This is a genomic window from Bythopirellula goksoeyrii (genome assembly GCF_008065115.1).
In the GTDB taxonomy this organism is placed as follows: domain Bacteria; phylum Planctomycetota; class Planctomycetia; order Pirellulales; family Lacipirellulaceae; genus Bythopirellula; species Bythopirellula goksoeyrii.
In genome coordinates, this window is the sequence record NZ_CP042913.1 from 549,348 (window position 1) to 568,352 (window position 19,005).

At 50.8% G+C, this 19,005-nt stretch carries 11 protein-coding genes; 6 read left to right on the forward strand and 5 right to left on the reverse strand.

The window, feature by feature from the left end:
• Nucleotides 1-16: 16 nt before the first annotated feature.
• On the reverse strand, nucleotides 17-2,740 hold the full coding sequence (locus Pr1d_RS02170; RefSeq protein WP_168205011.1) for a carbon-nitrogen hydrolase family protein: 2,724 nt from the start codon (nucleotides 2,738-2,740) through the stop codon (nucleotides 17-19).
• 349 nt (nucleotides 2,741-3,089) lie between these two features.
• On the opposite strand from Pr1d_RS02170, the gene Pr1d_RS02175 reads away from it, so the two are divergent.
• The 3 genes from Pr1d_RS02175 (at nucleotide 3,090) to Pr1d_RS02185 (ending at nucleotide 7,257) form a co-directional block, all read left to right on the forward strand.
• Nucleotides 3,090-4,004 carry a DUF1559 family PulG-like putative transporter gene (locus Pr1d_RS02175; protein WP_168205012.1) on the forward strand — a complete coding sequence of 305 codons (915 nt, stop codon included), beginning with the start codon at nucleotides 3,090-3,092 and terminating at the stop codon, nucleotides 4,002-4,004.
• A gap of 71 nt (nucleotides 4,005-4,075) precedes the next feature.
• The gene (locus Pr1d_RS02180; protein WP_148071989.1) at nucleotides 4,076-5,533 is read left to right on the forward strand and encodes a sulfatase; all 1,458 of its coding nucleotides are present in this window, start codon (nucleotides 4,076-4,078) and stop codon (nucleotides 5,531-5,533) included.
• Nucleotides 5,530-7,257 carry an alkaline phosphatase D family protein gene (locus Pr1d_RS02185; RefSeq protein WP_148071990.1) on the forward strand — a complete coding sequence of 576 codons (1,728 nt, stop codon included), beginning with the start codon at nucleotides 5,530-5,532 and terminating at the stop codon, nucleotides 7,255-7,257. The genes Pr1d_RS02180 and Pr1d_RS02185 overlap by 4 nt, the downstream gene beginning before the upstream one ends.
• Here the strand turns inward: Pr1d_RS02185 and Pr1d_RS02190 are convergent, their stop codons facing one another.
• The 3 genes from Pr1d_RS02190 to Pr1d_RS02200 all read right to left on the reverse strand — a co-directional run bounded on the left by Pr1d_RS02190 (nucleotide 7,258) and on the right by Pr1d_RS02200 (nucleotide 10,781).
• Nucleotides 7,258-8,022 (reverse strand): hypothetical protein, encoded by a 765-nt coding sequence (locus Pr1d_RS02190; RefSeq protein ID WP_148071991.1) that lies wholly within the window; start codon nucleotides 8,020-8,022, stop codon nucleotides 7,258-7,260.
• A 46-nt stretch (nucleotides 8,023-8,068) separates the two neighbouring features.
• On the reverse strand, nucleotides 8,069-9,373 hold the full coding sequence (locus Pr1d_RS02195) for an arylsulfatase B (protein ID WP_210417859.1): 1,305 nt from the start codon (nucleotides 9,371-9,373) through the stop codon (nucleotides 8,069-8,071).
• 109 nt (nucleotides 9,374-9,482) lie between these two features.
• A complete protein-coding gene (locus Pr1d_RS02200; RefSeq protein WP_148071993.1) occupies nucleotides 9,483-10,781 on the reverse strand; it encodes a Gfo/Idh/MocA family protein in 1,299 nt (432 codons plus the stop codon).
• A gap of 403 nt (nucleotides 10,782-11,184) precedes the next feature.
• Here Pr1d_RS02200 and Pr1d_RS02205 point away from each other — a divergent pair, with 403 nt between their 5' ends.
• Both Pr1d_RS02205 and Pr1d_RS02210 read left to right on the forward strand, forming a co-directional pair.
• Nucleotides 11,185-13,656 (forward strand): LamG-like jellyroll fold domain-containing protein, encoded by a 2,472-nt coding sequence (locus Pr1d_RS02205; RefSeq protein WP_148071994.1) that lies wholly within the window; start codon nucleotides 11,185-11,187, stop codon nucleotides 13,654-13,656.
• Between the two features lie 8 nt (nucleotides 13,657-13,664).
• Entirely contained in the window at nucleotides 13,665-16,844 is a 3,180-nt protein-coding gene (locus Pr1d_RS02210; protein WP_148071995.1) for a DUF1553 domain-containing protein, read from the forward strand.
• A 33-nt stretch (nucleotides 16,845-16,877) separates the two neighbouring features.
• Here Pr1d_RS02210 and Pr1d_RS02215 read toward each other — a convergent pair whose 3' ends face one another.
• Nucleotides 16,878-17,966 carry a Gfo/Idh/MocA family protein gene (locus Pr1d_RS02215; RefSeq protein ID WP_148071996.1) on the reverse strand — a complete coding sequence of 363 codons (1,089 nt, stop codon included), beginning with the start codon at nucleotides 17,964-17,966 and terminating at the stop codon, nucleotides 16,878-16,880.
• Nucleotides 17,967-18,120: 154 nt separating this feature from the next.
• On the opposite strand from Pr1d_RS02215, the gene Pr1d_RS02220 reads away from it, so the two are divergent.
• The gene (locus Pr1d_RS02220; protein ID WP_210417860.1) at nucleotides 18,121-18,990 is read left to right on the forward strand and encodes a glycerophosphodiester phosphodiesterase; all 870 of its coding nucleotides are present in this window, start codon (nucleotides 18,121-18,123) and stop codon (nucleotides 18,988-18,990) included.
• Nucleotides 18,991-19,005: the final 15 nt, after the last annotated feature.

Here is a 19,005-nt window from a genome sequence, read left to right on the forward strand (position 1 = left end):
ATCGTTCAACATTGCACTATCTATCATTGCCTGTTGTGTCTTCAATTTCAACGAGACCATTACCTACCAAGGCGACGAGCTGCGGCACGTCGAAGTGCTTTAGTAGCCCAAAGCAGAATTGCTCGGGAGCATCCTCGATCTTGAGGTTCTGCTCAATGACCTCCCGCAATGATTTCCTTGAATGCCGGAGACTGAGACCACTCGATAGCCCAGGTTCCACGGCAGTGGCAACGAGTGCGATCAAGCTGTTACGCGGACCCTCGGCAACGATCTGTGGAGCCTGTCCATCCGAGGAATCTTTGGCCCACCTAGTAACCGCAGCCAACTGTGCTGCTTGAATTCCCAAGGGACGTTCACCAACTGTCGCGATCATAAATAGTAACACGTCATCGTGGGACTTGGGACTGCTGCCAGGGTCCGCTTCACCAAATCCCAAGAGGTCGACTGCAATGACTCGCTTTCCGTCGGCAAGCAATCGCTCCACGTCGCTTATCATCGAATCCTTACCCCAATCGCTGATTAGGATATGCGTACCATTCGAGTTGCCAACAGGCCAAAACTCGACGACGGGCAAGGTCCACCCGTCCCCACTTTGTATACGCCAGCGAGAAATGGCTATGTCATCTGACTCTGTTTGATCGACAATCGCAGGCTCCAAATCGTATTCAGGTTGTTGAATGATTTCCCTCAACTTATTTCGTTGTTCTTCAGCGGAAGATTCTTCCAGTTGCCTGGGAAGCGACTGACTGATTTGCTCAGCCAAATCATGCAAAGTCATGTTGTTCGGTGGCATCGGAACCGCCAGTTCTTCTTCTGTTTTGATCTCCGCATCATCGATCGCCAGTTCCACTGGTTCAAATTCTACATCATTACACAACCAATGTTGCTGCAGTAACCGATAAAGCGACTCGCGATTGTCTTGATCGAAGTTGTGCGTGCCGGGGTCCTCATTGATATGTATCTGAAAGTTGTCAGCGACGCTGCAGAGACTGTAGAAATTTTCGCCCACGGTCTCCAATCGGTCCAATATCAGAGACGGAATAAAGCAACAGTCGTCCTCGGCGTTGTAAGTCAACAACAGCGGACGAGGGGCGACCATGGCAGTGAGATGTGTGTAGTCGGCTATGCTACACAGGTCAGAGGGTATCTGTTCCGCGTCACCAATATTGTTGTCACCACTGATTCGTTCGTGAATGCTGCAATAGCCTGCCACCGGATTGGCAAGCGTGATCCGCGTGTCGAGTGCAGCAAGCCAAATCGATTGCCATCCACCTCCCGATAAACCAGCCACGCCCACACGCTTAGGGTCGGCATGTTCATGGGTAAGAGCCACGTCGAGTCCTCGGGTAAGGGCGAGAACGAACGGTGCCACGCCACTTGTGCCGCAGAGGTCTAGTTGCACCAGCCGATTGTGTTTGTTGTCATCATCATGCAATTGGCCCATGTCGATGAATTCCAGGTTGTAGGCCAAGATCCCGCGCCGCGCCAGGTTAATGCAGCGTCGCTGCTTGTAAGGCATTGCCTTTCCACCTCGATGGTGACCGTTGGGATTGATCATGACTGGCATGTTACCAGTTAATGTTTTTGGCTCATAAAGCAGGCCAGGAATCCAGAACCCCGGTAGGGCTTCATAGCGAAACTTCTTGATTCGATAACCGTTGCCTTCGTTGATTGTGTCGAACCACTCGACTTTGGTTTCCGCGTCACGCCAGTCGACAGCTTCACCTTGAAAAACAACTTTGTCGAGGAATTCCTCGCGCAGGCGGGCAGCTTCCTTGAGCCACTCTTTCTGGGAATTTGGAATTTTGAGAGAAGGGATCCGGGCAGCAACATATGAGCGAACTTCTTCCTTTGACTGACCATTCGAGAGCAACGGCTGACTGAGGGCTTTTGATACGGTGCTTGCGTGCCAGTTGCCATCCGATCGCTGCAAATCGAAATAAAACACACCACTGGAATCCTCAGCTGTTCCAACCTCGTGCTTCTTCAACTTCAGTTCGTCGCCGAGTAGCACTCGCTGAGCAATCTCTCCCTCAGGAGTCGTAACGAGGAACTCAGCAGGATGGGTGAAAATGATGTACTTACCATTCTCCTGGGACCGTCGCTGTAAAATGTGGTCATTCTTTTCGGGTCCATACATCCCTCCTGAAGGACAGATCAACAAGTCTGCACCCCGCGAACAGAATTGTTTTACTATGTCTTCATTGCGACGGTCGGCGCAGATCATAATTCCCAGTTTTCCGAAAGGGGTGTCGATGACGGAGGACTCCTTGCCTTGGGTAATACGAACCGACTCGTGATCTAGCTTTTGTTTGTGGTACTTTCCGAGCAACTCACCTTCAGGATTGAGCACAATTGCAGAATTATAGATAAGATCTGCATCGCGCTCCAAAATGCCCGCAATCAAATGGATATCAAGTTCATCTGCCAACTTCCGCAGTTTCTCATAGTATTCTCCGCCAGGAATCAGTTCACCAAGCGACTGAAACTCTTCCAGCGGGATCTCTTTATCTTCGATCGAGTAACCGTCCAAGAAACATTCGGTTGTGCAGACGACATCCGCTCCGTCGGCTGCTGCGGAACGGACTAATGGTTCAAAGCGGGAATAGTTGGCTTCGCGATCGCCACGAATCCACTTCAGGACGATTCCCGCAACCCGCAGTTGATTGGAAGGCGACTCGTCTGCTAAGAGTTGCTGGGTGGGCGGTATGATCATCGCCCCCAGCAGGAGAGATCTCACGATTTTTTTCATCACCGCTCCAAATGTGCGGTGAAAGTATTTGCCGACATAGCGACCTCCATTTGGACTACATTGTTTTTCTCAATAGCAAGTAGAAGTAATGAATAGAATAGTCTCCCCAGAAATCAATGTAGTCCAATTGCATGATTTCAACCAGAATGTTGGAGCATGTTTAGATTTGCAAAACAAGAAACGGTCACTTGGCAATTCTCGCGAATCAACTGCTATTCTGAACTGTTTGAATCGCAATTTGGAAGTATCGTTGCCACATTATCTGAAGAGGATATACTTACCGTTCCAGCCTAGCGGGTTTTCCAAACTTGCTTCGATCATCCCCGAGGTATCAATCATGTATCGCAGATCCAGTCGACTGTTTGGTTTTACCTTAGTAGAACTCTTGGTTGTAATTGCGATTATCGGTGTACTGGTTGCGTTGTTGCTACCTGCGATTCAAGCGGCTCGAGAATCAGCCCGCCGCAATCAATGCACCAACAATCTTAAGCAAATTGCGCTTGCTACACAGATGTATCACGATACCCAGAAGCAGTTTCCTGCTGGTCGAATTGGAACGGACGAATTTACTACTTCTTGGGCGTTTCAACTATTACATTATTTGGAAGGTGGCAATATCTACCAGACCTGGAAGCGGAATGTGCCGCCTTTTGACGTCGAAAATTCGTTGGCCATGCGCACGCCAGTGGAAACCTATACCTGTCCCAGCCGTCGAACACCAGCGGCAGACCGCGACTTTGTGGATGGATCGGTTCCCGCGTTGCTTGCGAAAGGGGTTGGAGCCGGTGGCGACTACGCGGCTAATGCGGGACGCGATACAGTAGAATATGGTGTCGACAACCAGCAAAAACCTCTCCCCTCGATCGACGAAACCGTCGCTGGACCAATCTTTACCTTTTCGAGAGTAGGAGATCGACAGGTCCAGGATGGATTGAGTAATACCATCGCCGAAGGCGAGCGGCACATTCCCCCTGAGCAAGAAAACCCTCCGGGTGGGATTCAGCAGCTCGGCCAAGGTGACACCGCATTTTTCTCGGGAGATATCCCTCACACGATTCTGCGCAGCAGCAAGGAAGGTATTGCTGAGGGTCCACAGGACTATTCGCGAACAAAATTCGGAAGCGAACACAGCGGCATAAGTCAATTCGCATTCTTAGACGGCCATGTGAAGGCTATCGCGAATACGATTGATATAATCACTTTTCAACTAATGACTTCTATTGGCGATGGTCAAGTGATTTCCTCAGAATAACTGCGAGGAATTCTCATTCGTCCGATCTTTTTCTTTGATTTACTATTCTTTTCCTATAAGCGAGAGCAAGCATGTTCAGAACCAAAGCCGGTCTCCCAATGCTATGGGTATTGATGCCATTCCTCTTATCGCTGAACTTCGGTGCATGTCAGTTAGTGCTTGCAACTGTTCCGCCTCGCCCGAATGTTCTGTTCATTGTCACCGACGACATGAACAACGACCTCGGTTGCTACGGGAATCCTCGTGTGCATAGTCCGAATATTGATGAGTTAGCCAAACGGGGAATGCAATTCGATCGTGCCTACTGTCAGGTCACAGTTTGCAATCCCTCGCGCGTTTCCATGCTAAGTGGGCTCAGACCAGACAAGACACAGGTCTACACTTTGACGGAGGAGACACGCTCGCATTTGGGGGACTGGGTGATGCTACCGGAGTATTTTCGCAAGCAGGGCTATTTCACTGCTCAGATCGGCAAGATCTATCACACCGATGACGGCTTCGAAGATCCTCGCTCGTGGGATGTTGAGATTCGCGAGTTTGGCAAACGGCCTCCAGAAGAGGAGATTATTGCAGGAGCCGATCCCGACGGCCCAGGGGAACACACGAATGATTGGTCCGTACTTAAGACTCCTGACGAGGAGACTCCCGACGGTATCGTCGCCCGCAAGGCAGTTGAGATCATGGAGGATGCCGTTAATCGTGAGGAACCATTTTTCCTTGGTGTCGGCTTTCGGCGTCCCCACGCTCCTTTTGCGGCTCCTAAAGAGTATTTTGACATGTATCCTCCTGATACGATCGACCTGCCGCCTTCTGTGCCAGACGGTTACTATGAGAACTTGCCTGAAGCGGCAATCAATTATCCAGCACCAGAGAAACCTCTCTCTGAAAAGGAACAGCGCGAACTGATTGCCGCCTATTATGCTTGCAATACCTTCGTCGATGCTCAGGTAGGGGTCTTAATCGATGCTGTGGACCGTCTTGGAATCGCAGATAATACGGTGATCGTATTCCTCAGCGATCACGGCTATCACCTCGGTGACCACGGCGGATTTTGGCATAAGATGTCGCTCTTTGAAGAATCTGACCGAGTACCTTTGATTATCTATGCACCCGGAATGAAGGCTGCGGGGCAGAGTACTGAACAACTGGTCGAATTGATTGACTTGTATCCCACCTTAGTTGCATTGACAGGATTGTCAGAACGCGAGAATCTCGATGGGATCAACTTAACCGAAGTGCTGAATAATCCCGAAGAGCCTACGAAACCGGCAGCCTTTACCGTCGTTTCCCGGAGTGAGAATCCCGCAGCCGATCACGCCAAGAATATGGATTACCTAGGACGCTCGGTGCGTACTGACCGCTGGCGCTATACAGAATGGGACGGTGGCAAGCGGGGGATCGAATTATACGACCACCAGAACGACCCTCGGGAACTAAAAAACCTAGCTGATGATCCCAAGCTGGCTGACACACGTTCGCAGTTAAAGAATCTCTTGAAATCCTCTCACTCCCTTAGGAAAACGCCATGAAGAAGGCGCTGTTCTTTTCAGCAGTCATCCTAATCGTCTCTACAATAACAATTGTTGATTCGCTTGTTTGTGTTGCTCAAGGAAGCAAATACGGCCAATTTGCACCACGCGATGCATATGTTGACGGTTCTGATCTCGCTTACTACGGCAGTGAAAATGAATGGAGCCGACGTCAGTTTTCCCAAGAGAAGGCCGAAGACGAGTACAAGCGACGTGGACAGCGGGTGCTCCTGGAAACTTTGAACGGCAATCCGAACAAGGCCCTGAAATGGGCTGCGGAGTATCTTGTCGAAGATCCTCAGGACTTGGAATCCATCTTCAACCAATCGATTGCCTACAGTCAGTTAGGAAAAATAGACCAGGCATTTGCCTCTATGAAACAGGCAGTTGAGGGGGGGCTCCCCATCGAGCGATTCTTGGCAGGACCACGGCACCTGCTAGAACCTCTTACCCAATCGAAAGAATTTCAGGAATATGCGCGCAACCGGGTGTCGGATTTGATCCACGGCCCGATGCTGGGCTGTGTCACGGATCATTCCGCTCGCATCTGGGTGCGTACCGAAGGAGTCACACCTGTGAAAGTGCAAGTTTTTTCTTGTGACTCGCTGGGCAAGCCCACAACAAACGTCGTTGCTACTGGCACCTCATTGGCCGATCCCCAAATGGACTTTACCGCGACCATTGATGTCACGGGACTCCAACCTAACACTCAATACGCATACGACATATTGATTGACGACAAGTCTGTCCTCAAAGGTGACCGCCCGCGGTTCCACACATTTCCTAAACCGGGTACTCCAGGCCTGTTCAAAGTCGCTTTCGGAGGGGGAGCAGGCTTTATGCCAGAACACGAACGCATGTGGGACACAATCTCCACGCAGGAGCCCGATGCTTTGTTTCTGTTGGGCGATAACGTATATATCGATCTCCCCGAGGAACCTCGCGGCCTGCATCAATACACTTATTATCGTCGCCAGTCGCAGCCTGAATTTCGTCGGCTTACTGCGAGCACTCCCGTCTATGCCATCTGGGACGATCACGACGCTGCCATGGATGATGTCTGGCTGGGTCCATATCATGACCGACCGGCTTGGAAGCCTGCGATGCTCCAGATCTTCAAAGAGAATTGGGTGAACCCCGGCTACGGCGATGAAGAATCTCCGGGGTGTTGGTTCAAGGCCTCATTTGGAGACATCGATTGCTTCTTTCTTGAGACGCGCTATTTCCGCACCAATCCCTTTGGCAAAGATCCGACTATGCTAGGAGCCGTCGAAAAAACATGGCTACTCTCGGAACTCAAAAACTCTAAGGCTACTTTCAAAGTCATCGTGTCCTCCGTCCCCTGGGCACCCAATGCAAAACCCGGCAGTCACGACACATGGGACGGTTTTCCAAAAGAGCGCGAGGAAATCTTCCGCAGCATCGAAACGAACAAGATCAACGGAGTACTCCTGTTGTCAGCCGACCGCCATCGTAGCGAAGCGTGGAAGATTGACCGGTCAAATGGCTATCCACTCTACGACCTGATGAGTTCCAAACTCACGAACGAACATACCCACGAGTGTGTGCCTGGGCCTCTGTTTTGTTACAATAAACTTTGTTCCGTCGGCATGGTGACCTTCGACACCAAAGAAACCGATCCCAAGATTACCTACGAGATCGTGAATATCGACGGTGATGTGATTGATACACTCGTGATCAAGCACAACCAAATCAGCTTTTAACTATTCTTGGTACGCAGGTGGTTTTGACAGCGCCTCGGTCGGCGGTAAAAATTTGGTATCGAACAGTATCCCGCCGATACTGGGTCCTTGCTTACTATCGCCATTGAGTTGGATCTTAATAAAGTCCCCCGATTGGAAACCTTCATAGCGAAACGTATAGACATCTGCTACGCCGTTAAACTTCAAAGCGTCGTCAGGCGGTACACTCATCGGTTCCAAATCAACATCTTTTGCATTACCTCGCGCACGCAGCCGATTCGTCGGATTGTGCTCCCCGTTCGTGTTGTCAGTGACGATGTGCAAGAAGAACACATCCGGGGTTCCCTCACCAAGCTGGATTCGATTGACCGAATTGTTCGTGTTTTTGTAGGCATAAGGATCGACGATGGCGCCGGAGCGACCTCGCTGGCCGTTGGGAAGCACGAAATCGTTCCACTCTGCTTGTCCCCCTTTTGAACGGCCAGGCCCATCCTGCGAAAAGGTACGAGTCCAGAAAGCGAGGTCCCAAATCTGAGTCGCGTGATTTAGTGGTCCCGCCCAAGCCGGCAGCGCATTGCGGGCATTTTCTCCCGTTGGCCTGCCAGAGACAGGATCCTCCGCAGCAAACTGAGGAAACCAATATCCGGCCTTGCCTATGCCTAACTTCTTGAAGTTCGTGGAATCGCGAATCACTCCGACATAGGTGATAGTCTCTTCTCCACTTACTCGGCTCACAAAGATCGCAAGAATCACCATCGCGGCAAGTTGGAGTTGCTGGTATTTCATTGTCATTAGATTCGGGTTTTGAGGCTAACTAGGCGATTGGCATCCTTCACTTTGGCAGGCCCACCAAGTCGTTTGGTAACACCAAGTTGTCTTTCGCATGTTGCACTTCGATTAGCAGTTGCATTTCTTCCACGCGCTCAGGCTCCTTTGTAGCGATATTGTGCTTCTCGTAGGGATCATCAGCGAGATTGAATAACTCAGGCTCGCCTCTCGCTGGTAAGATGAGCTTCCAATCGCCGAGTCGGAGCGAATGTCCTTTCTGCATGGCAATGTAGATGGCGCGAGGTTTGATTTCAGCACAAGAACCGATAAGCGCGGGCCATTGGTTCTCTCCGTCCCAAGCGAGGTCCCGTGGTGGATGATATCCAGTGAGGTGTGCGATTGTCGGAAACCAGTCTGCCACATGCATAGGTGTTGTATGCTTGTGAGCCGCAAGTTGACCTGGCCAGTTAGCAAATGCACACACTCGTACTCCCCCATCGTATAGCGTGTTCTTCTGTCCGCGAAGTGGATCGTTTTCGCTATTCAGTGGTGAGTCTCCTACGTCGCCGACATACGCGTTCTCAAGAGACTCAATACCGCCGTTATCGCTGGTAAAGACAACTAGCGTATTGTCACGCTGACCGGTCCGCTCCAATGCGGCTACAAACTCACCCACCTTCGCATCGAGTTGTGATGTCTCTGCCGCGAGCCGCAATCGGGAGTCTTGTTTCTCAAGGTCATCATGGAATACGACTCCATCGTACAATTGCTTGTACTCATCTGGTGCATCGACCGGAGTATGCACGGCATGGAACGCGACGTAGACGAACCATGGGCTTGGCTGTTCCTCGATGAAATGCAGTGCTTCGGCGGCAATCAACTCGGTGGCATTTCCTTCTTCATCAAGCCGTATACCGTCGCGATGCCAGGTATCTTCGTAAGGGCCATGCCGATATTTGTGAGTCCACGGATCGGCTGCCCCAGTCAATGTGCCATAGCTGCGGTCAAAACCGTAATGATTGGGGCCCCACTCGGATCGCGATCCCAAGTGCCACTTGCCTACCTGACAAGTAAGGTAGCCGAGCGATTTGAGCGCCTTCGCCATGGTGATCGTATCAAGCGGCATCGCTCTTAAGTTGCTCGGCGCCAACGAATGAGGACCGAATCGACCCGGATAGCGGCCGCTCATCAAGGCGGTCCGCGTCGGAGTACAAACGGGCTGCACATAATGTTGATCTAGTTCGACACCCTCGCGGACGAGCCGATCTAAGTTAGGCGTTTTGCTGAAACCGCCGTGCCAGCCTACATCACTCCAACCAAGATCATCGGCCACAATGAACAATATGTTTGGGTGTGTTTCGTCCCCCATGACTAGTTGTATGCGGGCTAATGAAAGTAACAAAACCCCAAGAATGCAACTCACTCGCATCGAGAGGCACCTTTCAAAACATCTCCTCGGCACAAGGTGATGGGTTCGTTCAAGCTGTTTTCGGTACAGACCAATGTCCACCATCTCGATATTTTCTCGACAGCATCGCAGTTGCCTGCTTGTCGTCAACGATCTTCTCGGTTTTGGGATCGAGTTTGATTGTACGACCTAATCGAGTCGATATATTTCCTAGGTGAATTGCTGCCGCGGTGCGGAAGGCTACGTCAATCGAGGCGTTCGGGATTGAGCCTGTCTTGATGCAGTCGACCCAGTTACGTTGATTATCAGCGACTTCTGATTTCACCGGGCCATCAAGTTTTATTTCAATGCGATTCTTGTCGTCGTCAAAGACCTCAAATTTGCCTCGCTTGCTGAGGAACATTTTCCCCTTTGTTCCAAAATACTCGGCACCCGCATCGACATTGAATGGGTAAGAAGTCGACCAGAGCCGTTGCTCATAAATCAATAACTTCGTTGGATCGCCAGGATATTCCAGCGAGACCTGCATCGTGTCAGCCCACTCGCGATCATCTTTGAAATAGTAAATTCCACCTACTGAGGAGATGGTCGATGGTTGATTCTCGACCCCTAGTCCCCACATCGCGTAGTCGAGTTCGTGGACACCGTCATTTCCCATACCGCCAGAACCGAAGTTAAACCACCAATGCCAATCGTAATGGAATCGGTTCGCCTGGTATGGTAGCCACTCGGCAGGACCGACCCAGGTGTCGTAGTCGACTCCTGTGGGGACCTCTGAGGGCTGTTGGTGACCAATGTCATTGCGTCGCTGCCAGTTCCAGCATCGTGCGATTATCACATCGCCGATAATTCCATCGCGTAACATTCCGATGGCCTGTTGAATACCTTTGCAAGAGCGTGCTTGCGTCCCATGGGCAAACACTCGATCCGACTTAGCGAGTGCCTTGACCAACATTTGTCCTTCCGCGAAATTGTAAGAACAAGGTTTCTCAACATAGACATGTTTGCCCGCATCGAGTGCTAGCAACGCTGCTGGGACATGCCAATGATCGGGGGTGGCGATCGTAACGCCGTCAATCGAGGGATCATCTAAAACTCTGCGTAAATCACTCTCGGGCTTTGCTCCAGTTCTCGCGACCCCTTCTGAGAGTCGTTTCTCGTCGATATCACAAACGTATGCAATCTTCACGTCAGGCAAAGTGGACAGTGCTAGGTGATGTGCTTTACCTTGATTCCCTGAGCCGATCACACCAATCCGCACGCGTTCATTTGCCCCAACGGCTGCAGAACTGACGGTACTATAGAGAGTAGACGCTGCTGCACTGGCAGCCGCTGTGGCAAGGAACTTTCGTCGTGTGGTCTTAGGCATGGCAAAACCCTTTGCAGAGAGAAAAAGACTGAAAGAGGATAAGATCAAAATTGCTAGGGAAGGCGAACAAAAGCGATGTTACGCCCCTATGTCAAACTAGCCGGTGCAAGATTTGGAGTCAAGTTCTTGGGCAGTGAAACTCGGGTTCAAGCTGCCTTGATACGAACGAAACCATACTGCGCAATTCGACTAATACGTAATCTGCTGTTGGCGTTTCGAGCAGCATAGCCAAGTCCTACTGAAACAATGGTCTCGATGGGGCTGCAAGTAATCTCCGGACTCAATAGCGAGTTGCAGCTTTCATTGTTGCGCAACATAATCGACTATAGTTCGAGTGATAATTGACGTGCTCCTAGCGATTCATGAATCCCATTAGGAAAACAAACAGTTTTGGAGGCTTCATTTGAGAACCGCAAATGGGAAGATATCTTTGGTCTGGCAACTCGTTTCAACAGTTCTGGTTTTTTTTCCCGGATACCTAAGATACTGTGAAGCAGAAACGGTAACGCTCTGGTTGTTCGATGAGCAGGTGGGTACGTATCCGAGTTGTGTACTGGGTGATGCTGCGTCGGGGGACTTCCCACTCGTGATCGGATCTGGCGGACAATTAATGGAAGGTAGATTTGGGAATGCCCTTGAACCAGTTGGAAGACCACCGGTCAACTATCCTCTAGAAACTATTCGCACAGAGTCTGGCAAACCCATTCATGCTGATTTGAAATCGGCGTCGAAACCACGGTCTAAGATGTCTTGGTTGAACGCTAACTTTGCGGCGTTAATGACTCGCGGAGAACAGCACCTCAGACAAGAGGTCGGCTTTGGTAGCCCGACAACTAGTGGCCTCAATCTGGGAGAGAGAGATTGGACGGTAGAGTTTTGGTATTTGCCGATACGTCCTCCCGAGCGATCAGGTGTTGTCTTCGAGATTGGCACAGGACCGCGAAACTCCAATCCGACAATTACTCAACTCAGCCTCAATGAAGATGGCCAGAGCTTTTCACTAGTCAACGAACCGGGTGAAATAGAACTTCGCATCCCCTCTAACTCCAACGCGTTGGACGCCGATGGAACAGAATGGCATCATCTGGCTTTTGTTTACAGCAAGAAAGATGGTCAGCTTCGCCACTATGTCGATGGGGCTCTCCAGTCCTTACCTGAGCGATGCGCGTTAGAGCCGCTCCCGATCGGCAAAGACGATTACATGAGCGTCGGCCGCGATGGCGGGTGGCAACATCGACTTCCGGGCCGAATTGATGAACTTCGCTTTTCCGACGATCAAGTTTACGAAAAGGAGTTCACTCCTCCGGGGAGTTTTTCCCGCTACAAGGACGACTACAGCCCTCCTCAGTTCAATGAAGGACCACCACTCTTATTCGCTAAATCAGATCACCAAAATCAACCTATTGAACTGGGGAGTCGCAAGTATCTGTTTCTAGATGATGTGTTAATCGCGGAACGCGAGCATGTCGAGTTCCGGGCCAATCCACCGCGATTGGAAGAAATGGTGATCGAAGGTCGTGGACTTTCCAACCACCTGATTGTCTTTGAGGACATTGAGTGTGGCGATGGGCTGGTGCGGCTCTACGGACGTGGACCAAAAGATAGTCTCGCTGTGTGGACTTCCAGCGATGGCGTCAATTTCACGGCCCCCGATCTGGGACGCGAGTATCTCGGCGCGCGGAATGTGGTTCTGGAAGATCCCGTCGGACTCGGCACCATCTTTGTTGATCCGAATGCACCGCCCGAGGAGAGAATCAAGTATTTCAGTGGGTATCGAGGGCGGGGATTCTACGTTTATTCCTCACCGGATGGCTATCACTTCACACGGAATGAAACCAGCGCGTTGCCGTTCCGGGGAGCCTCACAGTCAATCGTGTTTTATGACGATCAGCGTCAGCGCTACGTAGGCTATCACCGGAGCGATATGCTGCGGTTCAAGAGCGGGAAAACCGCGAGGACCTCGGTGATGACCGAGACGACGGATCTGATGCGTCCCTGGCCGTTTAATCCTATTTCACCTGCTGAACAAACTCAACTGAGTCAGTCGCGACGTTTAGGTTGGAAGAATCCCTACTACACTGATAATGGACCACTCACACCACCAGGATTTGGAGTGGAATATCCTACGGTATTTGCACCTCTTGAATCGATAGACCCCGTTGGCGTGGATATCTATGTCCCCAAATGCGTTAAGTACTCCTGGGCCGCTGACACCTATTTGGCATTTCCCGTGATGTATTTTCACTACGACGGTGAAGAACCACCTTCACGCCAAGCCCTCGGCCGGGAAAAGATGAATCGCGGCTCAGGACCCTTGGAAACACAGTTGTCGGTCAGTCGCGATGGAATCCATTGGCTAAGGTATCCCCGCCCTGCCTATGTCGGAATCGGCAGGCACGCTGGGTTTGATCTTAAAAAGGCGTACATGGGGCATGGCATGGTCCGTCGAGGAGATGAAATCTGGCAGTACTACATTGGGAGTGAACAATATCATTCGCCTTTTGCTAAAGACCCATCTGCGCGAGAAGGCACTTTCCGTGTTGTGCAACGATTCGATGGATTTGTTTCCGCCGACACACCCTACACCGGTGGCACATTCACGACCCGACCACTTGTTTTCAAGGGTAACCGACTCGTATTAAATATCGACACTGACGCCACCGGTTATGCCCAAGTCGGACTGCTTGACGAGCAAGGTGATCCGATTGAGGGATATGACTTAGACGAATGTATCTACATAAACGGCGACTTCATAGACACAGAAGTCGAATGGCTCACGACTGGCAAGGACTTGTCTCAATTGGAGGGACGGATTGTGCAGGTTGTGGTGCGATCTCGCGGAACCAAACTCTACAGCATGCAATTTGACAATTGAAAGTCGTAATGCATCGGTTTAAATGCTTCAATTTGATTCGCAATTTGTGCCTACTCTGCTGGACTGCGCTAATTTGTTTGCCTGCCAACGGCCTTGAGGACGAAACATTCCGCCGGATCAGCTTTGCTCACGATGTACGCCCGATTCTTTCTGAACATTGTTACCATTGCCATGGCCCAGATGCAAATGCACGCGAAGCGGATCTACGCCTGGATTTGCAAGAATCGTTTGCTACTGACGAAGATTCAATTGGAATCTTAATTGCGGGTAATCCGGAGGAGAGCGAATTATTCAAGAGGATTGCATCGAAAGATGAAGACCTGCGAATGCCTCCCGTTGAGGCGAAACGACCTCTCACTGAGATGCAAATCGAAACCATTCGGCAGTGGATCGTATCGGGTGCCAAATGGCAGCAACATTGGGCATTTATCAAGCCCGAACGACCACGAATACCTGTGGTGAGAAATAATCAATGGGCAAGAAACGAAATTGATCACTTCATTCTCAGACGTCTCCGCCAGGAGAATCTGGAACCTTCTCCTCAAGCAGCCAAGGAAACGCTTATACGTCGTGTTTCTCTAGATTTGACGGGTCTTCCTCCAACACCCGATGAGGTAGATCATTTTATTGCCGACGATCGGCCCGATGCATACGAACGTTTGGTTGATCGGCTCCTCCAATCCCCTAGCTATGGGGAACAGATGGCGGCCACCTGGCTCGATGCCGCTCGGTATGCCGACTCCTATGGATATCAAGATGACGGAGAAACGAGCATGTGGCGGTGGCGAGATTGGGTGATTAACGCGTTCAATTCCAACATGCCTTTCGACCAATTCACGATCGAACAACTCGCCGGTGATTTGCTTCCCAACGCGACCTTCGAACAGCGAATTGCCACCGGTTTTAACCGTAATCATCGGCACAACTCTGAGGGAGGAGCAATTCCCGAGGAATTCCGAGTCGAATACGTCGTCGATCGTGTGAGTACCACGGGTACGGTCTGGTTAGGGCTCACGCTAGGGTGTGCGCGATGTCACGATCACAAATATGACCCGATCACGCAAAAAGAATTCTACGAGATGTTCGCGTTTTTCAACAACGTCCCCGAAGATGGCAGAGCTCGCAAGGTGGGCAATACGCCTCCACTCATGGCGGCCCCAACATCTGCCCAACTTGAAAGGCAAGCCGAACTCGAAGAGCAACTTGAAAAAGCTCGCCACCACCAGGCGAGCCTCGAATCGCAGTTTAGAAACCATTTCGATAAGTGGGAGCAATACGCAGATGTCTCCACGATCACTGATTTGCCAGACGTGACTCACGACCTCGATATCCATTTCAAGTTGGATGGAAACCTTACCGACGAAATTTCTGCAGAGAATTCCGGCACTTTTGATAACAGCTCTCCTTCTTTCACAACCGGGCAGCAGGGGCAGGCTGCCTGGTTCGATGGAAAGAATACGATCAGCTTGGGTGACATCGGCAGTTTCAGTGACGACAATCGTGTCACTGTAAGTGTGTGGATTCGTCCCAATGATGGTGACGGTGCAATTCTTTCGAAGCTCGAGAATCCCGACAATCCTCAGGATGAGGGCTATAGTATTCTGCTTCAAGACGGAAAGGTGCGGGTCCATTTTACTTCGCAGTGGTTCGACGATGCGATCCGCATCCAAACGAAGACAAGTGTACCTCTAGAGCGATGGACCCAAGTCGCGGTCACTTATGACGGCCTAAGTTCTGCTCAAGGCATTCAAGTCTACTTTAATGGGGAATCGCAGCCGATTGATATTGAATTTGACTCCCTGTTCCAAGGGTTTGGTAATGACGGATCCTTGAGAGTGGGTACTGCCGGAGACTCCCATCTTCAGTTTCAGGGCGCGATTGACGACGTAAGGATTTTCGATGAGAAGCTCTCAGAGAGTGAATTCAGATTGCTCGCAACAAATGAATCAGTGGCTGAGATCCTCCAGACACCTTCTGAGGAGCGAACTGTCAATCAGCGTCACAAGCTCCGCACCTATTATCTAGAGAATCATGCCTCGGAAGAGTTCCACCGGGCAGCACTCTTGGTCGACAGTTTGCAGGAAGAATTAGAGAAGCATTTGCGGAGCTACCCCTCATTGATGATCATGGATGAACTCGACGAACCTCGACTAACGTTTGTCTTAAATCGGGGACAGTATGATTCCCTTGGTGAAGAAGTCGAACCCGCAATTCCGGATGTGTTCACCAGATCGTCCAAGGGCGTACTCCCCAACCGTTTGGGACTTGCCAAATGGTTAGTTGACCCCGAGAACCCGCTTACAGCTCGTGTGGCAGTAGACCGGCTCTGGCAAATGTCTTTTGACCGAGGCTTGGTCCGTACGGTGGAAGACTTTGGTGTTCAGGGTGAAGGACCCAGTCATCCAGAATTACTCGATTGGTTGGCTACCGAGTTCATTCGCAAAGGGTGGGATCAAAAGGCGGTTCGCCGGCTTATTGTCAACAGTGCCACCTATCGACAACAGTCACATGCAACGGCGAAGCTTGTATCAGTGGATCCGGAAAATCGGCTATTGGCCCGAGGCCCCAGATTTCGTCTGGCTGCCGAAGAGATTCGTGACGCAGCACTCCATGTTAGCGGATTGTTGGTTGAGCAATTGGGGGGACCTTCGGTAAAACCCTATCAGCCGCCTGATCTATGGGAAGAAATCGCAGACGATGTGTACGAACAAGATAGCGGAGAGAATCTCTACCGCCGCAGCCTCTATCTGTTTTGGAAGCGGACCGTCACGCACCCCCTCATGACGGCGCTTGATGCTCCAAGTCGCGAGGTCTGCACGGTCCGCGAAGAACGCACCAATACACCCATGCAAGCCTTGGCACTATTAAATGAAGAGGGTCTCGTCGAGGCCGCCCGAGTGCTTGCCGAACGCGTCCTCAGTGAAGAACACAATTCAACAAACGACAGACTGGTCAGGGCATTTCGCCTGACCACTTCTCGAATTCCTCAACCTGAGGAACTTGATGTTATGAATCGTTCTCTCGAAAAGTCTGTAGAACATTTTTCCAGTCATCCCGAAGAAGCTGAACAGTTGGCCACGGTCGGAGAGCATAGCAATGTGCCTAACTTGGACTTCGTACAAGTAGCAGCCCATACGACAGTCATGAACATGCTGCTGAATCTCGACGAAGTCATGACGCAACATTAAGCGAGAGACACTTTTTGCCCAGCAAGACTTGAATTAGCACGGTAGCCCACAGGCTTGCAGCAAAGTTTCTTGAGCGGCCAGATCGTGGGCGCTGTCAAAGTCGGCCTTCTTTTCACCACGAATGATTGCGGCCAGGTCGGCAAGATCTGCTACATAACGCTCGTATTTATCAAAAGTAATCTCCTGATATCCTTCACGATATTTTCCTCTTGGCTCAGATAAAGCGAGTTGAGCTCGCGGGTCATCAAGGGGTTGAATATGTACCGTGCCTTTCGTGCCGCAGACGGTCAGATGTCGTCGTTCTCCTCCTTCTATTTCTAACGCAGTCGAACGGATCGTGGCGGTGGCACGGGGATAGCTACAAACGGCCAGCATGTTGTCCATAAGTTGGTCATCAGCCTGCGATGAATGATGGTTGTAAGGAGTCACTTTATCAGGCTTTCCCATGATGCCCACCAACAGATCGATCAGATGGCAACCGAGTTCAAACATCGTCCCGCCAGGATTCTGGGCCCACAGTTCGCGTTTTGGCTGGTCCACTTCCTTGCTCATCACGGTATCGAATTCAAAGATTTCACCAAGCCAGCCTTTCGCCAGAAGATCTCGCAATAATAAGACGCCCGGGTTGTAGCGGTACATGTAGCCAAGTTGCACGACGAGTTGTTGGCGATCCGCTTCGGCAAGCATCTCGCGGAAAGTCGCCAGCGAGGAGCCGGGGGGTTTATCCAGATGAACGTGTTTACCAGCGGCTACACACTCGCGGGCCACAGGAAGCAACTGATCAATCTTCGTCTCCACGGCCACTGCTTCGACGCCGGGTGTATTGAGCAGTTGCTCTGTTGTCATGAATTGTAAGTTGCGATAGATCTCCGACTGCTCGACCTCGGCCCTCAATTCGGGATCAGATTCTACTACCCCAACTACCTCCCAATCGGGAGAATTGCGAAACACTTCCATCTTGCCAGCGGCATGACTATGTCCGACGCCGATCTGTCCAACTTTGATCCGCTTTGATTTCGCAAGAGCAGCAGACGCCCTTCCCGCGTAAACTGCTGTCGATGCAAATGCTGCCACTGGGATGCCATGGAAAAGAAAATCGCGTCTGGAAGAGTTGCTTGGCATAATTGTCTTGTTCCTGATTTCCGAATATGCAAGGAATAATTAGTGTCTGATAAGTCGTGATCGCCATTCTATGGCTCGACCAATTCCATGTTAACGGTCACAGTACACGTTAGAATGGGCTATTTCATATTTTCATGACTGCGGAGGAGCTACCTTGTTTGTTTGGATTCTAGTTGTACTCGCCTCTCTGTCTAGTCAGGCACTCATTCTCCAATCGTATTGTTTCGCAGCAGACGAATTGAATGAATTGGTCGATGGGGATAAGCTCCCCTTACCAAAACGAGGCATCTGTGCGCATCGCGGTGCAAGCGGGACTCACCCTGAAAACACCTTGGCAGCTTTAAAAGAGGCGGTTCGGCTCGGAGCACACATGGTCGAGTTTGATCTGGCTCTGACCAAGGACTCGCATCTTGTGTTGATGCATGATGAGACAGTTGACCGCACGACGGACGGCCAAGGTCTTATCAAGGATTTCACGTTGGCTCAACTCCGCAAACTAGACGCAGGCTCGTGGAAATCTCCTCAGTTCCGGAATGAGCGAATCCCGACGCTAGCCGAGGCATTGGACGCATTGCCGTTGAATATCTGGATAAACATTCATTTGAAGGGAAGTGCAGAATTAGCTTCCAAGGCAACGCGACATATCGTAAACGCAAATCGTCTGCATCAAGCGGTGCTGGCTTGTGGGGCAGTGGCGGCGATCGTTGCCCGCGAAGTTGAACCGACAATTATGATCTGTAATATGGATAGACGACGCAGCAACGAACAATACGTAGATTCAACGATAGACGGGCAAGCTGATTTCATTCAATTCTTAGCAATGCGACCGCCGGAGGTCGAGCAGATAAAACATTTGAAACAGCACGACATCCACATCAACTATTGCTGCACAGACGATACTGAAGAACTCCAAAAACTCTTCTCCCTAGGCGTAGAGTTCGTCCTGGTCGACGATCTCGAAACAATGCTCAAGGCTGCAGAGCGACAGGAGATAGCCCACTTGCACCCTGTATATTCTGAATGAGGAATACAAACTTAT